We start from the raw sequence: 15,457 nt of genomic DNA, 5'->3' as shown, positions 1-15,457 counted from the left end.
GACAGGCGGCGGGTTATCAGGCAGGATTGCGCCATGTCCCCCGAGCAGGTCACCCTGCCGTACGCCACCTGGCCGTCGCCGATATCCACCACCGGCGTCGCCCGCTCCGGGCTGCGCCTGGGATTCCCCACCGTGCTCGGCGAGGAGGCCTGGTGGACCGAGGACCGCCCCGCCGAGGGCGGCCGGACCACGATCATGCACCGGGGCACCGACGGCACGCACCACGAGCTGCTCTCCGCTCCGTGGAGCGCGAGGACCCGCGTCCACGAGTACGGCGGGCGGTCCTACGTGGTGGTTCCCGGCGATGGCGTGGTGTTCGCCAACCTCGCCGACCAGCGCCTCTATTTGCTGCTCCCCGGCGTGGAGCCGGAGCCGATCACGCCGGAGCCCGGCCTGGAGGCCGGGCTCCGCTACGCGGACATGGTCTTCCATGACGGGCAGGTCTGGTGCGTCCGGGAGCGGCATCACGACAACGGCAAGGTCAGCCGCTCGATCGTGTCGATTCCCCTGCACGGCGGGGCCGAGCCGCGCGAGCGGGTCAGCGGGAGCGACTTCTACGCCTGCCCCACGATCTCTCCCGACGGCGAGCACCTGGCCTACATCTGCTGGAACCATCCCCGCATGCCGTGGAACGGCACCGAGCTGCGGATCACGAAGCTGGCCGACGGCGCTTCATGGACGGTCAGCGGCGGATCCACCGAGTCGGTGCTCGCCCCGCAGTGGCGCGACGACCGGCGCCTCTACCTGATCTCCGATCGGTCAGGCTGGTGGAACCTCTACCAGGTCGGGATTTATGACGCTTCACTTCGAGCGCTCTGTCCGGTGGAGGAAGAGTTCTCCGGACCGCTGTGGCAGCTCGGCGGCAGGCCGTACCAGGTGCTGGCCGACGGGCGGGTCGCGGTCCTGCACGGGCAGGGAGACCTGCGGCTGGGCGTCCTCGACCCGGACAGCGGTGTGCTGACCGACCTTGAGGTGCCCTACGACGGCTGGGACCAGGCTCTGGCCTCGGACGGGCACGTGCTGACCGGGATCGGCTACGGCCCGTCGGCGCCCCGGTCGATCGTCCGGGTGGACACCGTGACCGGACGGGTCCATGAGCTCCGTCGCGACGTCGACGAACTGCCCGACATCGCCTACCTGCCGCTGCCGGAGATCGTGCGGATCGAGAGCCGGTTCGGCCGCGATGTGCACGCCTTCGTCTATCCGCCGTCGAACCCCGGGGTCACCGGCGACGGCGCCCCGCCGTACGTCGTGTTCGTTCACGGCGGCCCCACCGGGCGTGCCACCAGCGCGCTCGACCTGGAGAAGGCCTTCTTCACCAGCCGGGGCATCGGCGTGCTCGACGTCAACTACGGCGGCTCCACCGGCTACGGCCGCGCCTACCGCGACCGGCTGCGGGGCCAATGGGGCGTGGTCGACGTCGAAGACTCGATCGCCGCCGCAGAATGGCTGGCCGCACAAGGGCTGGCGGACCCGGAACGGATCGCGATCCGGGGTGGCAGCGCGGGCGGCTGGACGGTCATGGCGGCCTGCTGCGTGTCCGACACGTTCGCCGGCGGCGTCTCCTACTACGGCGTGAGCTCCCTTTCCTCGTTCATCGCCACCACCCATGACTTCGAGTCCCGCTACATCGAGTGGCTGGTGGGCCCGGAGGACTCCGCCCTGTACGGCGCGCGCGAGCCCCTTGGCCAGGCCGCGGGAGTGAGCTGTCCCATGCTGCTCCTCCAGGGGCTTTCCGACCCGGTGGTCCCCCCGGCCCAGTCACAGGCCTTCGCCGACGCCCTCGCCGAACGCGGGGTTTCCTGCACCTACCTCACCTTCGAAGGAGAGGCCCACGGCTTCCGCCGCGCTGAGACCCGCAGCGCGGCCCTGGCCACCGAGCTCGCCTTCTACCAGCAGATCTTCCGCGCCTAGTGGTGCCCCCTGACCGGTGACGTTCGCCGGGACGGTGTGTTCGGCTGTGTAGCCGGTGGCGGGGTGTCCGAAGGCGAGGCGTCCCGCAGAGACCGGCCTGTACGGCCACCGCGGGATGCTGCGATCTCAGCGCGGGTGATAGTTGAGCCTCCCGAGGGGCCAGTCCGTGGACAGCCAGGCCGCCACGGCTTCATACAAGGGCGCGTCCAGCTCCGCTCGGTCGGCCCGGACCCAGGAGGCCACGTCGGTGTCATGGTCGTCGCTACGGGAGGGATAGATGTAGACGCATCCGATCACCTCGCCGCCGACCGTCTCAAGGACGGTGTAGGTGAATCCGCGGCGCTGAGCGAAGTCGTTCGCATGACGCCGCAGGTCGGCGAGATTCGCCTCCAGGGTCATTCCAGCCGAGGGAGGCCATCCTCGGTCCTGGAAGCCCGGGGTCGCGCGAATGTGCTCGATACTGCTGGTCCAGGCGGCGTGGTCGGCAGCGTTGTGCCGGGGTCCCAGGGGTTCCAGGCGGAACTGTGGGGTGACCAGGTCCGGGGGGACGGCGAAGTCGTCGGGAACGAGGGCACGGTTGTTCATGAAGCCGAGGCTATGGGGCTGAGCTCACGGGTTGCATCTGGATTGATCACGCCGCTCGCCCGGCTCGCATTTAACCGACCCGTCTACCACCTCGACCAGCAACCCGGTGAACGTCATTGGCCAGAGCACCAGGTGTGCTGTCCCGGCAGGCTGGTGACATGGCCGGCCGGGGTATGGCCGCCGATGCCGACGTGGGGTCGGTGATGGCTGTGCCAATCCAGCCAGCCGGGGAATGCGGCCTGGCGCTCGGCTTTTGAGGTGTAGGGCCGGTGGTAGGCCCATTCCTCCAGCAGGGTGTGGTGGAAGCTAGCAGGGTGTGGTGGAAGCGTTCGACCTTGCCGTTGATCTGAGGCCGCCAGGGGTGGGTCCGGCGGGGCGCGGTGAGAAGCCATGGCGAAGCCTGGCGATCGTCCGATGGCCCGCCGGCGGGTCTCAGCGGGCGAATTCGGTGGCGCGAGACTCCCGGACGACCGTGACGCGGATCTGACCGGGGTAGGTGAGCTCCTCCTCGACCTGCTTGGCGACGTCTCGGGCGATCACCTGGGCCTGGATGTCGTCGACCGCGTCGGGCTTCACCATGACCCGCACCTCCCGGCCTGCCTGCATGGCGAAGACCTTCTCGACGCCCTCGTAGGAGGTGGCGATCTCTTCCAGGCGCTCCAGCCGCTTGACGTAGGCCTCCAGCGATTCTCGGCGGGCGCCCGGCCGACCACCGCTGATCGCGTCGGCGGCCTGGGTGAGGACGGCCTCCACGGTCTTGACCTCGACCTCGTTGTGGTGTGCCTCGATCGCGTGGACGACGTCCTCGTGCTCGCCGTACCGTCTGGCGATCTCGGCGCCGATGAGCGCGTGGCTGCCCTCGACCTCGTGGGTGAGGGCCTTGCCGATGTCGTGCAGAAGCGTGCACCGCTTGAGCAGCATCGGGTCGAGCCGCAGCTCGGCCGCCATGATCCCGGCGACGTGGGCCGACTCGATGAGATGGCCGAGCACGTTCTGGCCGTATGAGGTGCGGTAGCGGAGCTGACCGAGCAGAGTGATCAACTCGGGGTGCATGTCGGTGATGCCCAGCTCCACCAGGGCGTCCTCGCCTGCGCGCACACACAGGTCCTGCACCTCGGCCTTGCTGCGCTCGTGAGCCTCCTCGATGCGCTGGGGATGGATGCGCCCGTCGAGGACGAGCTTCTCCAGCGTCAGCCGGGCGGTCTCGCGGCGGACCGGGTCGAAGCACGACAGCAGCACCGCCTCGGGCGTGTCGTCGATGATCAGATTGACCCCGGTGGTCGACTCGAAGGCACGGATGTTACGGCCCTCACGACCGATGATGCGCCCCTTCATCTCGTCGCCGGGCAGGTGCAGGACGCTGACCACGGATTCGGCGGTCTGTTCGGTGGCCACGCGCTGAACCGCCAATGTGACGATCTTGGTGGCCCGCTTCTCCCCCTCCTTGCGGGCCTGGCTCTCGATCTCGCGGACGATCAGCGCGGCCTCGCGCTTGGCCTGGTTCTCGATCTCCCTGACCAGCTCGGACTTGGCCTGCTCGCTGGTCAGCCCGGCCACCCGCTCCAGGACGGCCTTGCGCTCCTGGGAGACCCGGTCGAGGTGCTCGCGGCGGTCGGCCAGCTCGGTCTCGGTCTCGGCGAGCTTGCGCGCCCGATCGACCTGACGCCTGGCCTCTTCGTCAAGACGCTGCTCCCGCTCGGCCAGCCGGTTCTCTCTGCGCTCAAGGTCGGAGCGGAGCTCCTTGAGCTCGTATTTCAGCACCCGGCTCTCCGTCTCGGCCTCCTTGCGCAGTTCCGCGGCGGACTCGACGGCGGCCTCGGCCTTGCGCAGGACCTCTCCGGCGTCGTCCTCCGCCTTGGTGCGAATCTCCACGGCCTCACGCCTGGCCGCTTCGAGCTCGGACTGGATCTCGGCCATCTGCTCGGGGGAAGGACCGCTCACCCTGCCACCCGCTCCACCGGTGCGACGCAGCAGCACGATCAGCGCGGCTATCGTCACCACGGCAAGAATCACAACCGCCCCTGCCAATGCGACGACCACAACCGGATCCATGCGCGCCCCACCCTCCTCGCATCGCAAATATCAAACACGCGAAGGGTCACACGCACGGCGCGGAAAGCCCAAGCGGTGGCACCACCGGGGCAGGTGTCAACCCAGGACCGACACTGACCGGCCGGTCACGCCGACACACCACCTGGCCGCATCCGCCAAGCCTGCTCGTCCGTAATTCACCGTTATGACAATCCGCGCAGCGCGGAGTAACTCCTCACTGCCGTCGAGGTTAAGCGTCAAAGAGGTAACGGGCAAGCAAAGCCCTACTAGGAGCTATCTAAACATGAGAAGGCGGTGTTTCTTTCCGCATTTGCCCTGTCGAGACGGGGGCGGGCGTCGCCGCTCGACCCTCCTGGAGAGCCCAGGATCTAGGCCCTTTTGGGACAAGCCCCCGCCCTCAGGACAGCGTCGACACAAATAATCTCAGCGTGGTTGAACTAGTCGTCTGGGTAATCAAAATCTGCCGAGAAACCGGGATTTTCTTCCTCTTCGCTCTCAAGCGCCTCACGAATCACACGAAAGGCCAGGCCGGGACCATATCCCTTCCGGGCGAGCATGCCGGCCAGCCTCCGGGTCCTGGTAGCGGGCTCAAGACCGCGGGTGGAGGAAAGCTTGCGCGCCACGAGCCTGCGTGCCGTCTCCACCTCCTGCTCGGGGTCGAGCTGGTCCATCGCCTCCTTCACCGTGTCTTCGTCCACGCCTCGGTGACGAAGCTCCGACGCCAGGGCCCCCCGGGCGAGACCGCGCCCGGTGTGACGAGAGCTCACCCATGCCGCGGCGAACGCCTTGTCGTCGATGAGCCCGACCTCGGAGAACCGCTCAAGCACGGCCTCGGCCGCCTCCTCGGGCACCTCACGCTTGCGCAGCGCCTCGGCGAGTTGAGCCCGGGTGCGCGGCGCCATGGTCAGCAACCGCAGGCAGATCGCCCTCGCCACAGCCTGTGGATCGGCGGCGGGCCCCCGGCTCGCCAGAGAGCCCTCGGCCGGTCCGTCGGGCAGGCTCCCCGGAGAACTCCTCCGCGACCGCCTGTCGCCACGCCGGGCCCCACGAGCACCCCGGCCTCCCGGCCCCTCGCCAGAGCGCTCTCCCGGCTCCCCCCAGAAGCCGTCATCCCGGGCGGACTCGCCGCCCGTCCTGTCTTCCCAGGCGAGCTCGCCGCCCGTCGCGGAGTCGTCACCCGCCATGGAGCCGTCACCCGTCGCGGAGCCGTCACCCCGGATAGGGCCGCCGTTTCCGGCGGAGACGAACGCATCCCAAGCACCCGGCTGCCCGGCACGTGACCGGTCCCTGCGTGAACGCCGCGATCGGCCGCCCCCTCGGCTGCCCGTCTCGGAGGGTCCGGCCTCCGGCACGTCGGGCCAGGCACCCCAGTCCCTCGGCCCGGCCGCGTCGGCCGGACCGGAGTCAGGTCCCGTCTTCATCGATCAACCCGGGTCAGACGTCACCCGGCTTGGGGGTGGCCGCCTTGGACCCACGACCGGACGGGGCGGGAGAGGAAGCCGGAGCGGCGGGCGGCGGGGTGGCCGGGCTGTCGAGGCGCGGGCCGATGCCGAGCTTCTCCTTGATCTTCTTCTCGATCTCGTTGGCCATGTCGGGGTGGTTCTTCAGGAAGTTGCGGGCGTTCTCCTTGCCCTGGCCGAGCTGGTCGCCCTCGTAGGTGTACCAGGCGCCGGACTTGCGGACGAAGCCGTGCTCGACACCCATGTCGATCAGGCCGCCCTCGCGGGAGATGCCGACCCCGTAGAGGATGTCGAAGTCGGCCACGCGGAAGGGCGGAGCCATCTTGTTCTTGACGACCTTCACCCGGGTGCGGTTGCCGACCGCCTCGGTGCCGTCCTTGAGCGTCTCGATGCGGCGGATGTCGAGACGGACCGAGGCGTAGAACTTCAGCGCCTTTCCACCGGTCGTGGTCTCGGGCGAGCCGAACATGACGCCGATCTTCTCGCGGAGCTGGTTGATGAAGATCGCGGTGGTGCCGGTGCTGTTGAGCGCGCCGGCGACCTTGCGCAGGGCTTGGGACATCAGGCGGGCCTGGAGGCCGACGTGGCTGTCGCCCATCTCGCCCTCGATCTCGGCCTTGGGCACCAGGGCCGCGACCGAGTCGATGACCAGCAGATCGACGGCGCCGGACCGGATCAGCATGTCGGCGATCTCCAGCGCCTGCTCACCGGTGTCGGGCTGGGAGACGAGCAGCGCGTCGGTGTCGACACCCAGCTTCTTGGCGTATTCCGGGTCGAGAGCGTGCTCGGCGTCGATGAACGCCGCGATGCCGCCGCTCCGCTGCGCGTTGGCCACCGCGTGCAGCGCGACGGTGGTCTTACCGGAGGACTCGGGACCGTAGATCTCGACGATGCGGCCGCGCGGGAACCCGCCGATGCCGAGGGCGACGTCGAGCGCGATGGAACTGGTCGGAATCACTTCGATGGGCGCGCGGGCCTCGTCGCCGAGGCGCATGACGGAGCCCTTGCCGAATTGCCGCTCGATCTGGGCGAGCGCGGTCTCGAGGGCCTTCTCGCGGTCGTTAGCTGCCATGGGAGCCCCTTGGAGGGTCGCGGGTTGGATCGGTTGCCAGAAAGCTACGGGGTGCGACCGACAATTTTCTGGAAGAGCACGCCATGAGTGGCGGCGCGTCCAATATAGCCGAACGACTGTTCGATCGTAGCTCAGCGACATCGCGTGTTCCCGGCCGACACGCACCCCGGAGGAGCGCGGGCCCCATCCCGGGGGCGACGTTCCCCGGCATTCCACCGGATCCGTTGCGGCCGTACCGACCTGCGGGAATGCCGAGGGAAAACAGTCCCTGAGGTATCCGAGGCGCCTGTCACGTACACCCGGCGACGTCTGTCTCATCTCGAGTCCCTGGCGGCCGAGCCGCCCTCCCGGGGACTTGTCGGTCGCATGCTCGAGGGCGACGGTCGCCTGCCCTGGGTGTGGCATCCGGGCAGCGGGAGACAGACGATCGTCTTCGCCACCCCGGTCAGGAGCGGCCGGCTCTTCCTGTGGTCGTCGCACGGTCAGGAGAGCACCGGGAATCCCGGGCACTCGGCCGAAATGATCAAGGAGTTACCGGACGGCGCATCCCAGCCCTAAGCACGTCCTGTGACTTTTCCCCACGACACCGGACCGATCAGCCGGACGCACCGCGACGCCAGGGCGAAAGCTCGTGACGGGGGTCATGGCCGACGAGAGGCCCGGGGCTCTCAGCGCAGCGAGCCGGTGACGTCGGCCACCCGGCACACCGCCCCCCAGACCTCCTTGGCGGCGATGCCGTCGGCCAGCGCCTGGTTGACGGTCCGCCCGCCCAGGTCGGCGATGACGTAGTCACGGGCCCACGACTCGGCGTATGGATCACCGAAGTGCAGTTTCATACGGTTCCAGAAATCCGACAGGCGCATCTTCCTAGTCTGGCACCTTCCTCAGCCCCAAAGGCCGGGGCTTCCCGGCCATGGCCGGGTGGTTCACGAGTTCACGACCGCCCCGGTTACCGGAAGGCTCTCCGCGCCGCCGCTCCACACCCTCGGAGCGGCCGGCCGCGTCCCCAACCTCACGGGTCAGTACGTCCGGGAGACGTCCGCATCCATAAGGGGCCCACACCCGGGAGGCGCTCACGCCCGGGAGACCTCAGAGAACGCGGGAGCCGTACATCTCGCCGAGCGCGTCGGCGAGCAGTTCCAGCCGGACCCCGTCGGGATCTCTGAAGTAGATCGAGGCGCCGCCCTCGATCTGATGCGGCACACCCGCGGCCTCCAGCTTTCCCCTCAGCCGCTCCCAGGTCGACGGGTCCACCGACAGGGCGATGTGGTGGAGCCCGCCGAGAACCTCCTTGTAGGGGCCGAGGTCCAGGCCTGGGAAGTCGAAGAAGGCGAGCAGGTTGCCGTTTCCGATGTCGAAGAAGAAGTGGTTCGATCCCCGGTAGTCGCGGTTCTCGATGATCTCCGTGAGAGGGAACTCCAGAAGATCCTGGTAGAAGGCGATCGTCGCCTCGACGTCGGAGGAGATCAGCGCGAAGTGGTGCAGCCCCCTCGCGCTGCTCGGCGGGCGGTGCTCCCTCAGGTGCTCTGCCTTGATCCGCTCACGCGCCTTCTCGACGGCCGGATAGTCGATGCTCATCGATGGCTCACCGCTCACTGCGTCAGGTGGTCGTCTGAGCTCTATCTCCGTCTCGTCACGGGATGAACCTTTCCTCGCCGTCACGCCATGGTGGCCAGGATCTCCTCCACGATCTCCATCGAGGTGTCGGGGTGCAGGAAGGCGAACCTCGCGACGGTCTCCCCCTCCCAGCCGGTCGGTGTGACGAAACCGATCTGCCCGGCGAGCAGTCGCTCGGACCAGTCGTAGTAGTCCTTGTCCGTCCATCCGGTACGCCGGAACAGCACGGCCGACAGCTCCGGCTCGCGGATCAGCTCCAGGTGTCCGGTGCGGCGGATCAGTTCGGCGGTCTCGCGGGCGAGGGTCAGGCCCTTCTCGACGGCCTCGGTGTAGGCCTCGGTGCCGTTCACCGCCAGGGAGAACCAGAGCGGCAGGCCGCGGGCTCGCCGGGTCAGGTGGTAGGCGTAGTCGGTGGGGTTCCACTCGTCGCCCTCGGTGTGCAGGACATCGAGATAGGAGGCGTCCTGGGTGTGCACCGCACGGGCCAGGCGGGGGTCGCGATAGAGCAGGGCCGCGCAGTCGAAGGGCGCGAACAGCCATTTGTGCGGGTCGACGACGAAGGAGTCGGCGTGCTCGATGCCCGCGTAGCGGTGGCGGATCGAGGGGGCGAACAGCCCGGCGCCGCCGTACGCGCCGTCCACGTGGAACCAGAGGTCGCGCTCACGGGCGACCTCGGCGACTCCGGCGAGGTCGTCGACGATCCCGGCGTTGGTGGTGCCCGAGGTCGCGACCACGGCGATCACGTTGGAGGGGTCGGGGTCGGCGGCCAGGGCCGCGCGCAGGGCCGCGCCGGTGAGGCGGTGGTCCGCGGAGGGGACGACGAGGGCGTCCACGTCCATGATCCGCAGGGTGTTGGAGATCGAGGAGTGCGCCTGGTCACTGACCGCGACGCGCAGGCGGCCCTCCGGGCGCCGGGACCGGGCCGTGTCGCGGGCCACGACGAGCGCGGACAGGTTGCCCGCCGAGCCACCCGAGACGAAGCAGCCTCCCGCGGTCTTCGGCATGCCCGCCTTGTCGGCGAGCAGGCGGAGCACCTGATTCTCGGCGGCGATCGCGCCGGAGGCCTCAAGCCACGAGATGCCCTGGAGCGAGGCGCAGGAGACGACCATGTCGAACAGCAGGGCGGCCTTGGTCGGGGCGTTCGGAATGAACGACAGGAACCTGGGGCTGTCGGCGGAGATGACCGCCGGGGCCAGTTGCGTCGCGTAGACGTCCAGGACCTTCTCGGGGTCGGTGCCTCCGGGAGTGATGAGCCCGGCCAGGGCCGCGTCGAGCTTGTCCTTCACCCCGGGGTGGTCGAGGGGAACGGGATCAAGCGAAAGCCGCTCCTTCATGTAGGAGAAGACCAGGTTCGTCAGGCGCTCGTCGTAGCTGTGCACTCGTGCAGTATGCGGACAAAACAGTTAAAAAGGGTAATAGACATTTTGGACACCTTTAGGTGATGTTTGCTCCCACCCGTATGGGCCTCGCCCCCGTCGGCGGATTCTGTCGGTGGGGCGATGCACTATGGACCCCGTGACCGGATCAGCGCTCGACCACTTCAGCCCCGTGACCAGAGGCTGGTTCACCGGGGCCTTCGCCTCGCCCACCGCCGCCCAGCGGGAGGCGTGGGCGTCGATCGCCCGGGGAGACAACACCCTGGTGGTCGCGCCCACGGGGTCGGGCAAGACGCTGGCCGCGTTTCTGTGGTCACTCGACCGGCTGGCCGCCGAGCGCTCGGCCGTAACCGGCGATCCCGTCGCAATCGGCGACCTGGCCGGGAAGGCGGCGGGCGGCGCGGGGAGGCGGAAGCCCTCGCGAAAGGGCGACGCGCCCGCCGGACGCTGCCGGGTCCTCTACGTGTCACCGCTCAAAGCCCTGGCGGTGGACGTCGAGCGCAACCTCCGAGCTCCGCTGGCCGGGCTGAAGCAGACCGCGCGGCGGCTCGGGCTGCCGGTGCCGGAGATCTCGGTGGCGATCCGGTCGGGCGACACCTCACCGGAGGAGCGGCGGCGCTTCGCGGCCAAGCCGTCCGACATCCTCATCACGACACCCGAGTCGTTGTTCCTGTTGCTGACCAGCCAGGCCCGCGAGGCGTTGCGGGGCGTGGAGACGGTCATCGTCGACGAGGTGCACGCGGTCGCGGCCACCAAGCGCGGCGCGCACCTGGCACTCAGCCTGGAGCGCCTGGACTCCCTGCTGGCCCGGCCCGCGCAGCGCATCGGCCTGTCGGCGACCGTGCGGCCGGTGCAGGAGGTGGCCGCCTTCCTCGGCGGCCCACGCCCGGCGGCCGTGGTCCAGCCGCCCTCGGAGAAGGTCATCGAGGTCGACGTGGTCGTCCCGATCGAGGACATGACCGAGCTCGACAACGCTCCGCGGCCCGTTCCCTCCGATGACGACGACCGGTGGCTGACCGAGCCTCCGGCCCGGCGGTCCATCTGGCCGCACGTCGAGGAGCGGTTGTTCGACCTGATCGGCGACCACCGCTCGACGATCGTGTTCGCCAACTCCCGGCGGCTGGCCGAGCGGCTGAGCACCCGCCTCAACGAGCTGGCGTGGGAGCGCCGGGCCGGCGACACGGAGCCGGCGGAGCCGGTGCACTGGGCGGAGGGGTTTCCGGGACCACCGGCCTCCCTGTCCACCCCCGCGGCGATGATGGCGCAGGCGGGCGCCTCCAAAGGAGTGGTCCCGGAGATCGTGCGGGCGCACCACGGGTCTGTGTCGAAACAGGAGCGCTCCCAGATCGAGGAGGCGCTCAAGTCCGGGCGGCTGCCCGCCGTGGTCGCGACCTCCAGCCTGGAGCTCGGCATCGACATGGGCTCGGTGGATCTGGTCGCCTGCGTGGAGTCCCCACCGAGCGTGGCCAGTGGCCTGCAGCGGATCGGCCGGGCCGGGCACCAGGTGGGAGCGGTCTCGCGTGGCGTGATCTTCCCCAAATACCGGGGTGATCTGGTCCAGACCGCCGTGGTCGCCGAGCGCATGAGAAGCGGGGAGATCGAGGAGCTTCACTGCCCGCGCAACCCGCTCGACGTGCTCGCCCAGCAGATCGTGGCGATGACCGCGCTGGACGAGTGGACGGTGGACGAGCTGGAGACCGTGGTACGGCGCGCCGCGCCGTACCGGACGTTGCCCCGCGGCGCGCTTGAGGCGACACTCGACATGCTCGCCGGGCGCTACCCGAGCGAGGAGTTCGCCGAATTGCGCCCGCGCATCGTGTGGGACCGGGTCACCGGCACCCTGCGGGGGCGGCCGGGGGCCCAGCGGCTGGCCGTGACCAACGGCGGCACGATCCCCGACCGGGGGCTGTTCGGTGTCTTCCTAGTCGGGGAGAAGGCCTCCCGGGTGGGCGAGCTCGACGAGGAGATGGTCTACGAGTCCCGGGCCGGTGACGTGTTCGTGCTGGGCGCCACCTCCTGGCGGATCGAGGACATCACGGCCGACCGGGTGCTGGTCTCCCCCGCACCCGGGCAGCCGGGCAAACTGCCGTTCTGGCACGGCGACAGCGCGGGCCGCCCGGCGGAGCTGGGCCGGGCGATCGGCGCGTTCCTCCGGGAGATGTCCGCCGCCGGAGCCGACTCCGGAGCGAGGCCGGGCACCGCCAGGCGGGAAGATCCGGCACCCGGCGGAGCGAGGCCGGGCGCCGTCAGGCGGGGAGATCCGGCACACGACGGCGTGCGGCCGGGCCCGGCCGGACGGCGGGCCCCGGAGCGCGACGGCACGAACCCGGGCCCCGCGGAAGAGGCCGATCCGGCGCGGAAGCGTGCGCTGGAGCGGATCAGGGCGGCGGGACTCGATGAGTTCGCCGCGGTCAACCTGCTGTCCTATCTGGCCGAGCAGCGAGAGGCCACCGGATACGTCCCCGACGACCGGACGCTGGTGGTCGAACGGTTCCACGACGAGCTGGGCGACTGGCGGGTCGTGGTGCACTCGCCGTACGGAGCCCGGGTGCACGCGCCGTGGGCCCTGGCGATCGGGCGGCGGCTGCGGGAGCGCTACGGGACCGACGTCCAGGCCGTGCACTCCGACGACGGGATCGTGCTGCGCATCCCCGACACGCTCTCCGGTCCCCCGACGGACCTCGCGGTCTTCGACGCCGAGGAGATCGAGCGGATCGTCACCGAGGAACTCGGCGGTTCGGCACTGTTCGCGGCACGGTTCCGAGAGTGCGCGGGGCGGTCCCTGTTGCTGCCGCGCCGTACGCCGGGCAAGCGCACCCCCCTGTGGCAGCAGCGCCAGCGGGCCTCGCACCTGCTCAACGTGGCCAGCCGGTACGGATCGTTTCCGGTCGTGCTGGAGACGATGCGTGAGTGCCTGCAGGACGTGTTCGACGTGCCGGGGCTGGTCCAGCTCATGCGGGACATCGCGGCGCGGCGCGTGCGGCTGGTCGAGGTCGAGACCGGCCAGGCGTCGCCGTTCGCGGCGTCGTTGCTGTTCAACTACATCGGCGCGTTCATGTACGAAGGGGACGCCCCTCTCGCCGAGCGCCGCGCCCAGGCGCTCGCGCTCGACACGAGCCTGCTGGCCGAGCTGCTGGGCCAGGCGGACCTGCGCGAGCTGCTCGACCCCGATGTGATCGCCGACACCGAGCGTGAGCTGGCCCGGCTGGACCGGCCGCTCCGCGACGCCGAGGACCTGGCCGACCTGCTCCGTTCGCACGGTCCCCTGGTCGCGGCCGACGTGAGCCTGCGCGAGGGCGATCCGGCGTGGCTGGCCGATCTGGAGAGCGCCCGGCGGGCGATCAGGGTGCGGGTGGCCGGGCAGGAGCAGTGGGCGGCGATCGAGGACGCCGCCCGGCTGCGTGACGCGCTCGGTGTGCCGTTGCCGGTGGGGCTGCCGCACGCGTTCCTGGAGCCGGTGGACGACCCGCTGGGCGACCTGATCGCCAGGCACGCCCGCACGCGCACCCCGTTCCCGGCGAGCACGGCCGCCGCCAGGTTCGGCCTCGGCACCGCGGTCGTCGCCGACACGCTGCGCCGCCTGGCCGCCTCGGGCCGGGTGGTGAACGGGGAGTTCAGGCCGGGCGGCCGGGGAGAGGAGTGGTGCGACGCCGGGGTGCTGCGGATGTTGCGCCGCAGATCCCTGGCCCGGCTCCGCAAGGAGGTGGAGCCGGTCTCGCCCGAGGCTCTGGCCGCCTTCGCGCCTTCCTGGCACGGCATCAGCGGCTCCCCGCAGAAGGGCAGGCCACCGATCGACGCGCTGGTGGGCGCGATCGAGCAGTTGCAGGGCGCCGCGGTGCCCGCCTCGGCGCTGGAGACTCTCGTCCTGCCCTCGCGGGTGCCCGGATACGACCCGTCTCTGCTTGATGAGCTGACGGCCTCGGGCGAGGTCATCTGGGCCGGACAGGGCTCGCTGCCGGGCGGAGACGGCTGGGTCGCGCTGTATTTCGCGGACACCGCTCCTCTGCTGATGCCCGACCCGCTTGAGATCACCATGACCCCGGTGCACGAGAGGATCCTTGAGGTCCTCGGTGGTGGAGGCGCCCTGTTCTTCCGCGAGCTGGCGGACCGCGTCGGCGCTCTCATGACCGGCTCGGTCACCGACGACCGGGTGCTGGCCGCCGCCGTCTGGGATCTGGTGTGGGCGGGGCGCATCACCGGTGACACGCTCGCGCCGCTGCGGGTCACACTCGGCACCGGGCGTCCCGCACACCGCCCGGCCACGACGCGCAGACGCCGGGCGGTGCTGCCCACCCGGAGCGGCCCGCCGACCGTGAGCGGGCGCTGGTGGCTGCTGCCCGCACCGGCCGGCGACGCGACCCAGCGGGCCCACGCCCAGGCCGAGGCGCTGCTGGAGCGGCACGGCGTGGTGACCCGGGGCGCGGTCACCGCCGAGCGGCTGCCCGGCGGGTTCGCCGCGGTCTATCCGGTGCTGCGCGCCTTCGAGGAGAGCGGACGATGCCGCCGGGGCTACTTCGTCGAGGGCCTGGGCGGCGCCCAGTTCGCCCTCCCCGGCGCGGTCGACCGCATGCGCGCGGCCTCCACGGCGCCGGGGACCGCGTCACCCGGCCTCGACCCGTGGAGCACCCGCGGGCCGGGGGAAGACGCACGGCGAGCCGTGGTGCTGGCCGCGGCCGATCCGGCCAACCCGTACGGCGCCGCCCTGCCGTGGCCCGCTCACCCCGGAGACGTGTCCCACAAGCCCGGCCGCAAGGCGGGCTCCCTGGTGGTGCTCGTGGACGGGCGTCTGGTGCTCTACGTCGAACGCGGTGGCAAGACCTTGCTGTCCTTCACCGATGACGACGCCCTCCGGCCCGCCGTGGACGCCCTGGCGCTGGCCGTACGCGATGGTGCCCTCGGCAAGCTGACCGTGGAGCGCGCGGACGGCGTGGCCGTCAACGACTCTCCCCTGGCCGCCGCCCTGGAGGCCGCCGGATTCCACCCGACCCCGAGGGGTTTGCGCCTGCGCGCGTAGACCGGCGTTCACCCACTGGGTTCAGGCGGAGTACCCGAGGGGTCCGCGCCTGCGCGCGTACCCCCTCACCGGGCAGGCCTTTTCGACCGGCGTGACACCTGCCCTTCCTCCTCGGCGGTCGCCACGACACCTGGCTGCCGATCTCCGGCAAAGTCGGCCAGACCAGATGGCCCGATCACCGCGACCGCTTTAAGGTCAACCGAAAATCAGCCCATTTACCGGGGAAGTCGCATCGCGGCCGTCACAGGACGGCCGAACGGTTCGATCTCGCCACTGGGCGCGACGGTTCCGGGATAATCGCCGGTAAAGCAGGTCATACAGGGAACCATTCCGTCCAGATGGCCATATGCCGGGGCCCCGAGCAGGT

10 protein-coding genes and 1 pseudogene are annotated in these 15,457 nt (G+C 70.3%); 3 read left to right on the top strand and 8 right to left on the bottom strand.

Features of this window, described 5'->3' with window-relative positions:
- The first annotated feature begins 33 nt into the window (after positions 1–33).
- Complete coding sequence (locus ACFY2X_RS38085; protein WP_389947934.1) at positions 34–1,914, top strand: prolyl oligopeptidase family serine peptidase; 1,881 nt, start codon at positions 34–36, stop codon at positions 1,912–1,914.
- A 126-nt stretch (positions 1,915–2,040) separates the two neighbouring features.
- Here ACFY2X_RS38085 and ACFY2X_RS38080 read toward each other — a convergent pair whose 3' ends face one another.
- The 5 genes and pseudogenes from ACFY2X_RS38080 to recA form a co-directional block, all read right to left on the bottom strand.
- A complete protein-coding gene (locus tag ACFY2X_RS38080; protein WP_389947933.1) occupies positions 2,041–2,499 on the bottom strand; it encodes a GNAT family N-acetyltransferase in 459 nt (152 codons plus the stop codon).
- 113 nt (positions 2,500–2,612) lie between these two features.
- Positions 2,613–2,872: pseudogene (locus ACFY2X_RS38075) on the bottom strand (integrase core domain-containing protein); the annotation flags it as partial.
- A 59-nt stretch (positions 2,873–2,931) separates the two neighbouring features.
- Positions 2,932–4,551, bottom strand: a complete 1,620-nt coding sequence (rny, locus tag ACFY2X_RS38070; RefSeq protein ID WP_389947932.1) for a ribonuclease Y — start codon at positions 4,549–4,551, stop codon at positions 2,932–2,934.
- A 437-nt stretch (positions 4,552–4,988) separates the two neighbouring features.
- Positions 4,989–5,735 (bottom strand): recombination regulator RecX, encoded by a 747-nt coding sequence (recX, locus tag ACFY2X_RS38065; protein ID WP_389948013.1) that lies wholly within the window; start codon positions 5,733–5,735, stop codon positions 4,989–4,991.
- Between the two features lie 250 nt (positions 5,736–5,985).
- Positions 5,986–7,083, bottom strand: coding sequence for a recombinase RecA (gene recA / locus ACFY2X_RS38060; RefSeq protein ID WP_389947931.1), 1,098 nt, complete (start codon positions 7,081–7,083; stop codon positions 5,986–5,988).
- Between the two features lie 366 nt (positions 7,084–7,449).
- Here recA and ACFY2X_RS38055 point away from each other — a divergent pair, with 366 nt between their 5' ends.
- Positions 7,450–7,641: a hypothetical protein gene (locus ACFY2X_RS38055; RefSeq protein ID WP_389947930.1), complete on the top strand. Its 192-nt coding sequence runs from the start codon at positions 7,450–7,452 to the stop codon at positions 7,639–7,641.
- A 110-nt stretch (positions 7,642–7,751) separates the two neighbouring features.
- Here ACFY2X_RS38055 and ACFY2X_RS38050 read toward each other — a convergent pair whose 3' ends face one another.
- The 3 genes from ACFY2X_RS38050 to ACFY2X_RS38040 form a co-directional block, all read right to left on the bottom strand.
- On the bottom strand, positions 7,752–7,946 hold the full coding sequence (locus ACFY2X_RS38050; RefSeq protein WP_389947929.1) for a DUF3046 domain-containing protein: 195 nt from the start codon (positions 7,944–7,946) through the stop codon (positions 7,752–7,754).
- A gap of 226 nt (positions 7,947–8,172) precedes the next feature.
- Positions 8,173–8,661, bottom strand: coding sequence for a VOC family protein (locus tag ACFY2X_RS38045; RefSeq protein WP_389947928.1), 489 nt, complete (start codon positions 8,659–8,661; stop codon positions 8,173–8,175).
- An 80-nt stretch (positions 8,662–8,741) separates the two neighbouring features.
- On the bottom strand, positions 8,742–10,079 hold the full coding sequence (locus ACFY2X_RS38040) for a pyridoxal phosphate-dependent decarboxylase family protein (RefSeq protein WP_389947927.1): 1,338 nt from the start codon (positions 10,077–10,079) through the stop codon (positions 8,742–8,744).
- Positions 10,080–10,215: 136 nt separating this feature from the next.
- Here ACFY2X_RS38040 and ACFY2X_RS38035 point away from each other — a divergent pair, with 136 nt between their 5' ends.
- Positions 10,216–15,090 carry an ATP-dependent helicase gene (locus tag ACFY2X_RS38035; RefSeq protein ID WP_389947926.1) on the top strand — a complete coding sequence of 1,625 codons (4,875 nt, stop codon included), beginning with the start codon at positions 10,216–10,218 and terminating at the stop codon, positions 15,088–15,090.
- Positions 15,091–15,457: the final 367 nt, after the last annotated feature.

Source organism: Streptosporangium sp. NPDC000396 (assembly GCF_042898655.1).
Lineage (GTDB): Bacteria > Actinomycetota > Actinomycetes > Streptosporangiales > Streptosporangiaceae > Streptosporangium.
The sequence above is the reverse complement of the archived record's forward strand: the minus strand, read 5'-3'. Positions and strand labels throughout refer to the sequence as shown.

Coding starts and splice junctions, on each gene's coding strand:
- ACFY2X_RS38055 (WP_389947930.1), top strand. CDS start 7,450: ATGCTCGAGGGCGACGGTCGCCTGCCCTGGGTGTGGCATCCGGGCAGC.
- rny (WP_389947932.1), bottom strand. CDS start 4,551: ATGGATCCGGTTGTGGTCGTCGCATTGGCAGGGGCGGTTGTGATTCTT.
- recX (WP_389948013.1), bottom strand. CDS start 5,735: ATGGCGGGTGACGACTCCGCGACGGGCGGCGAGCTCGCCTGGGAAGAC.
- recA (WP_389947931.1), bottom strand. CDS start 7,083: ATGGCAGCTAACGACCGCGAGAAGGCCCTCGAGACCGCGCTCGCCCAG.
- ACFY2X_RS38050 (WP_389947929.1), bottom strand. CDS start 7,946: ATGCGCCTGTCGGATTTCTGGAACCGTATGAAACTGCACTTCGGTGAT.
- ACFY2X_RS38045 (WP_389947928.1), bottom strand. CDS start 8,661: ATGAGCATCGACTATCCGGCCGTCGAGAAGGCGCGTGAGCGGATCAAG.
- ACFY2X_RS38085 (WP_389947934.1), top strand. CDS start 34: ATGTCCCCCGAGCAGGTCACCCTGCCGTACGCCACCTGGCCGTCGCCG.
- ACFY2X_RS38080 (WP_389947933.1), bottom strand. CDS start 2,499: ATGAACAACCGTGCCCTCGTTCCCGACGACTTCGCCGTCCCCCCGGAC.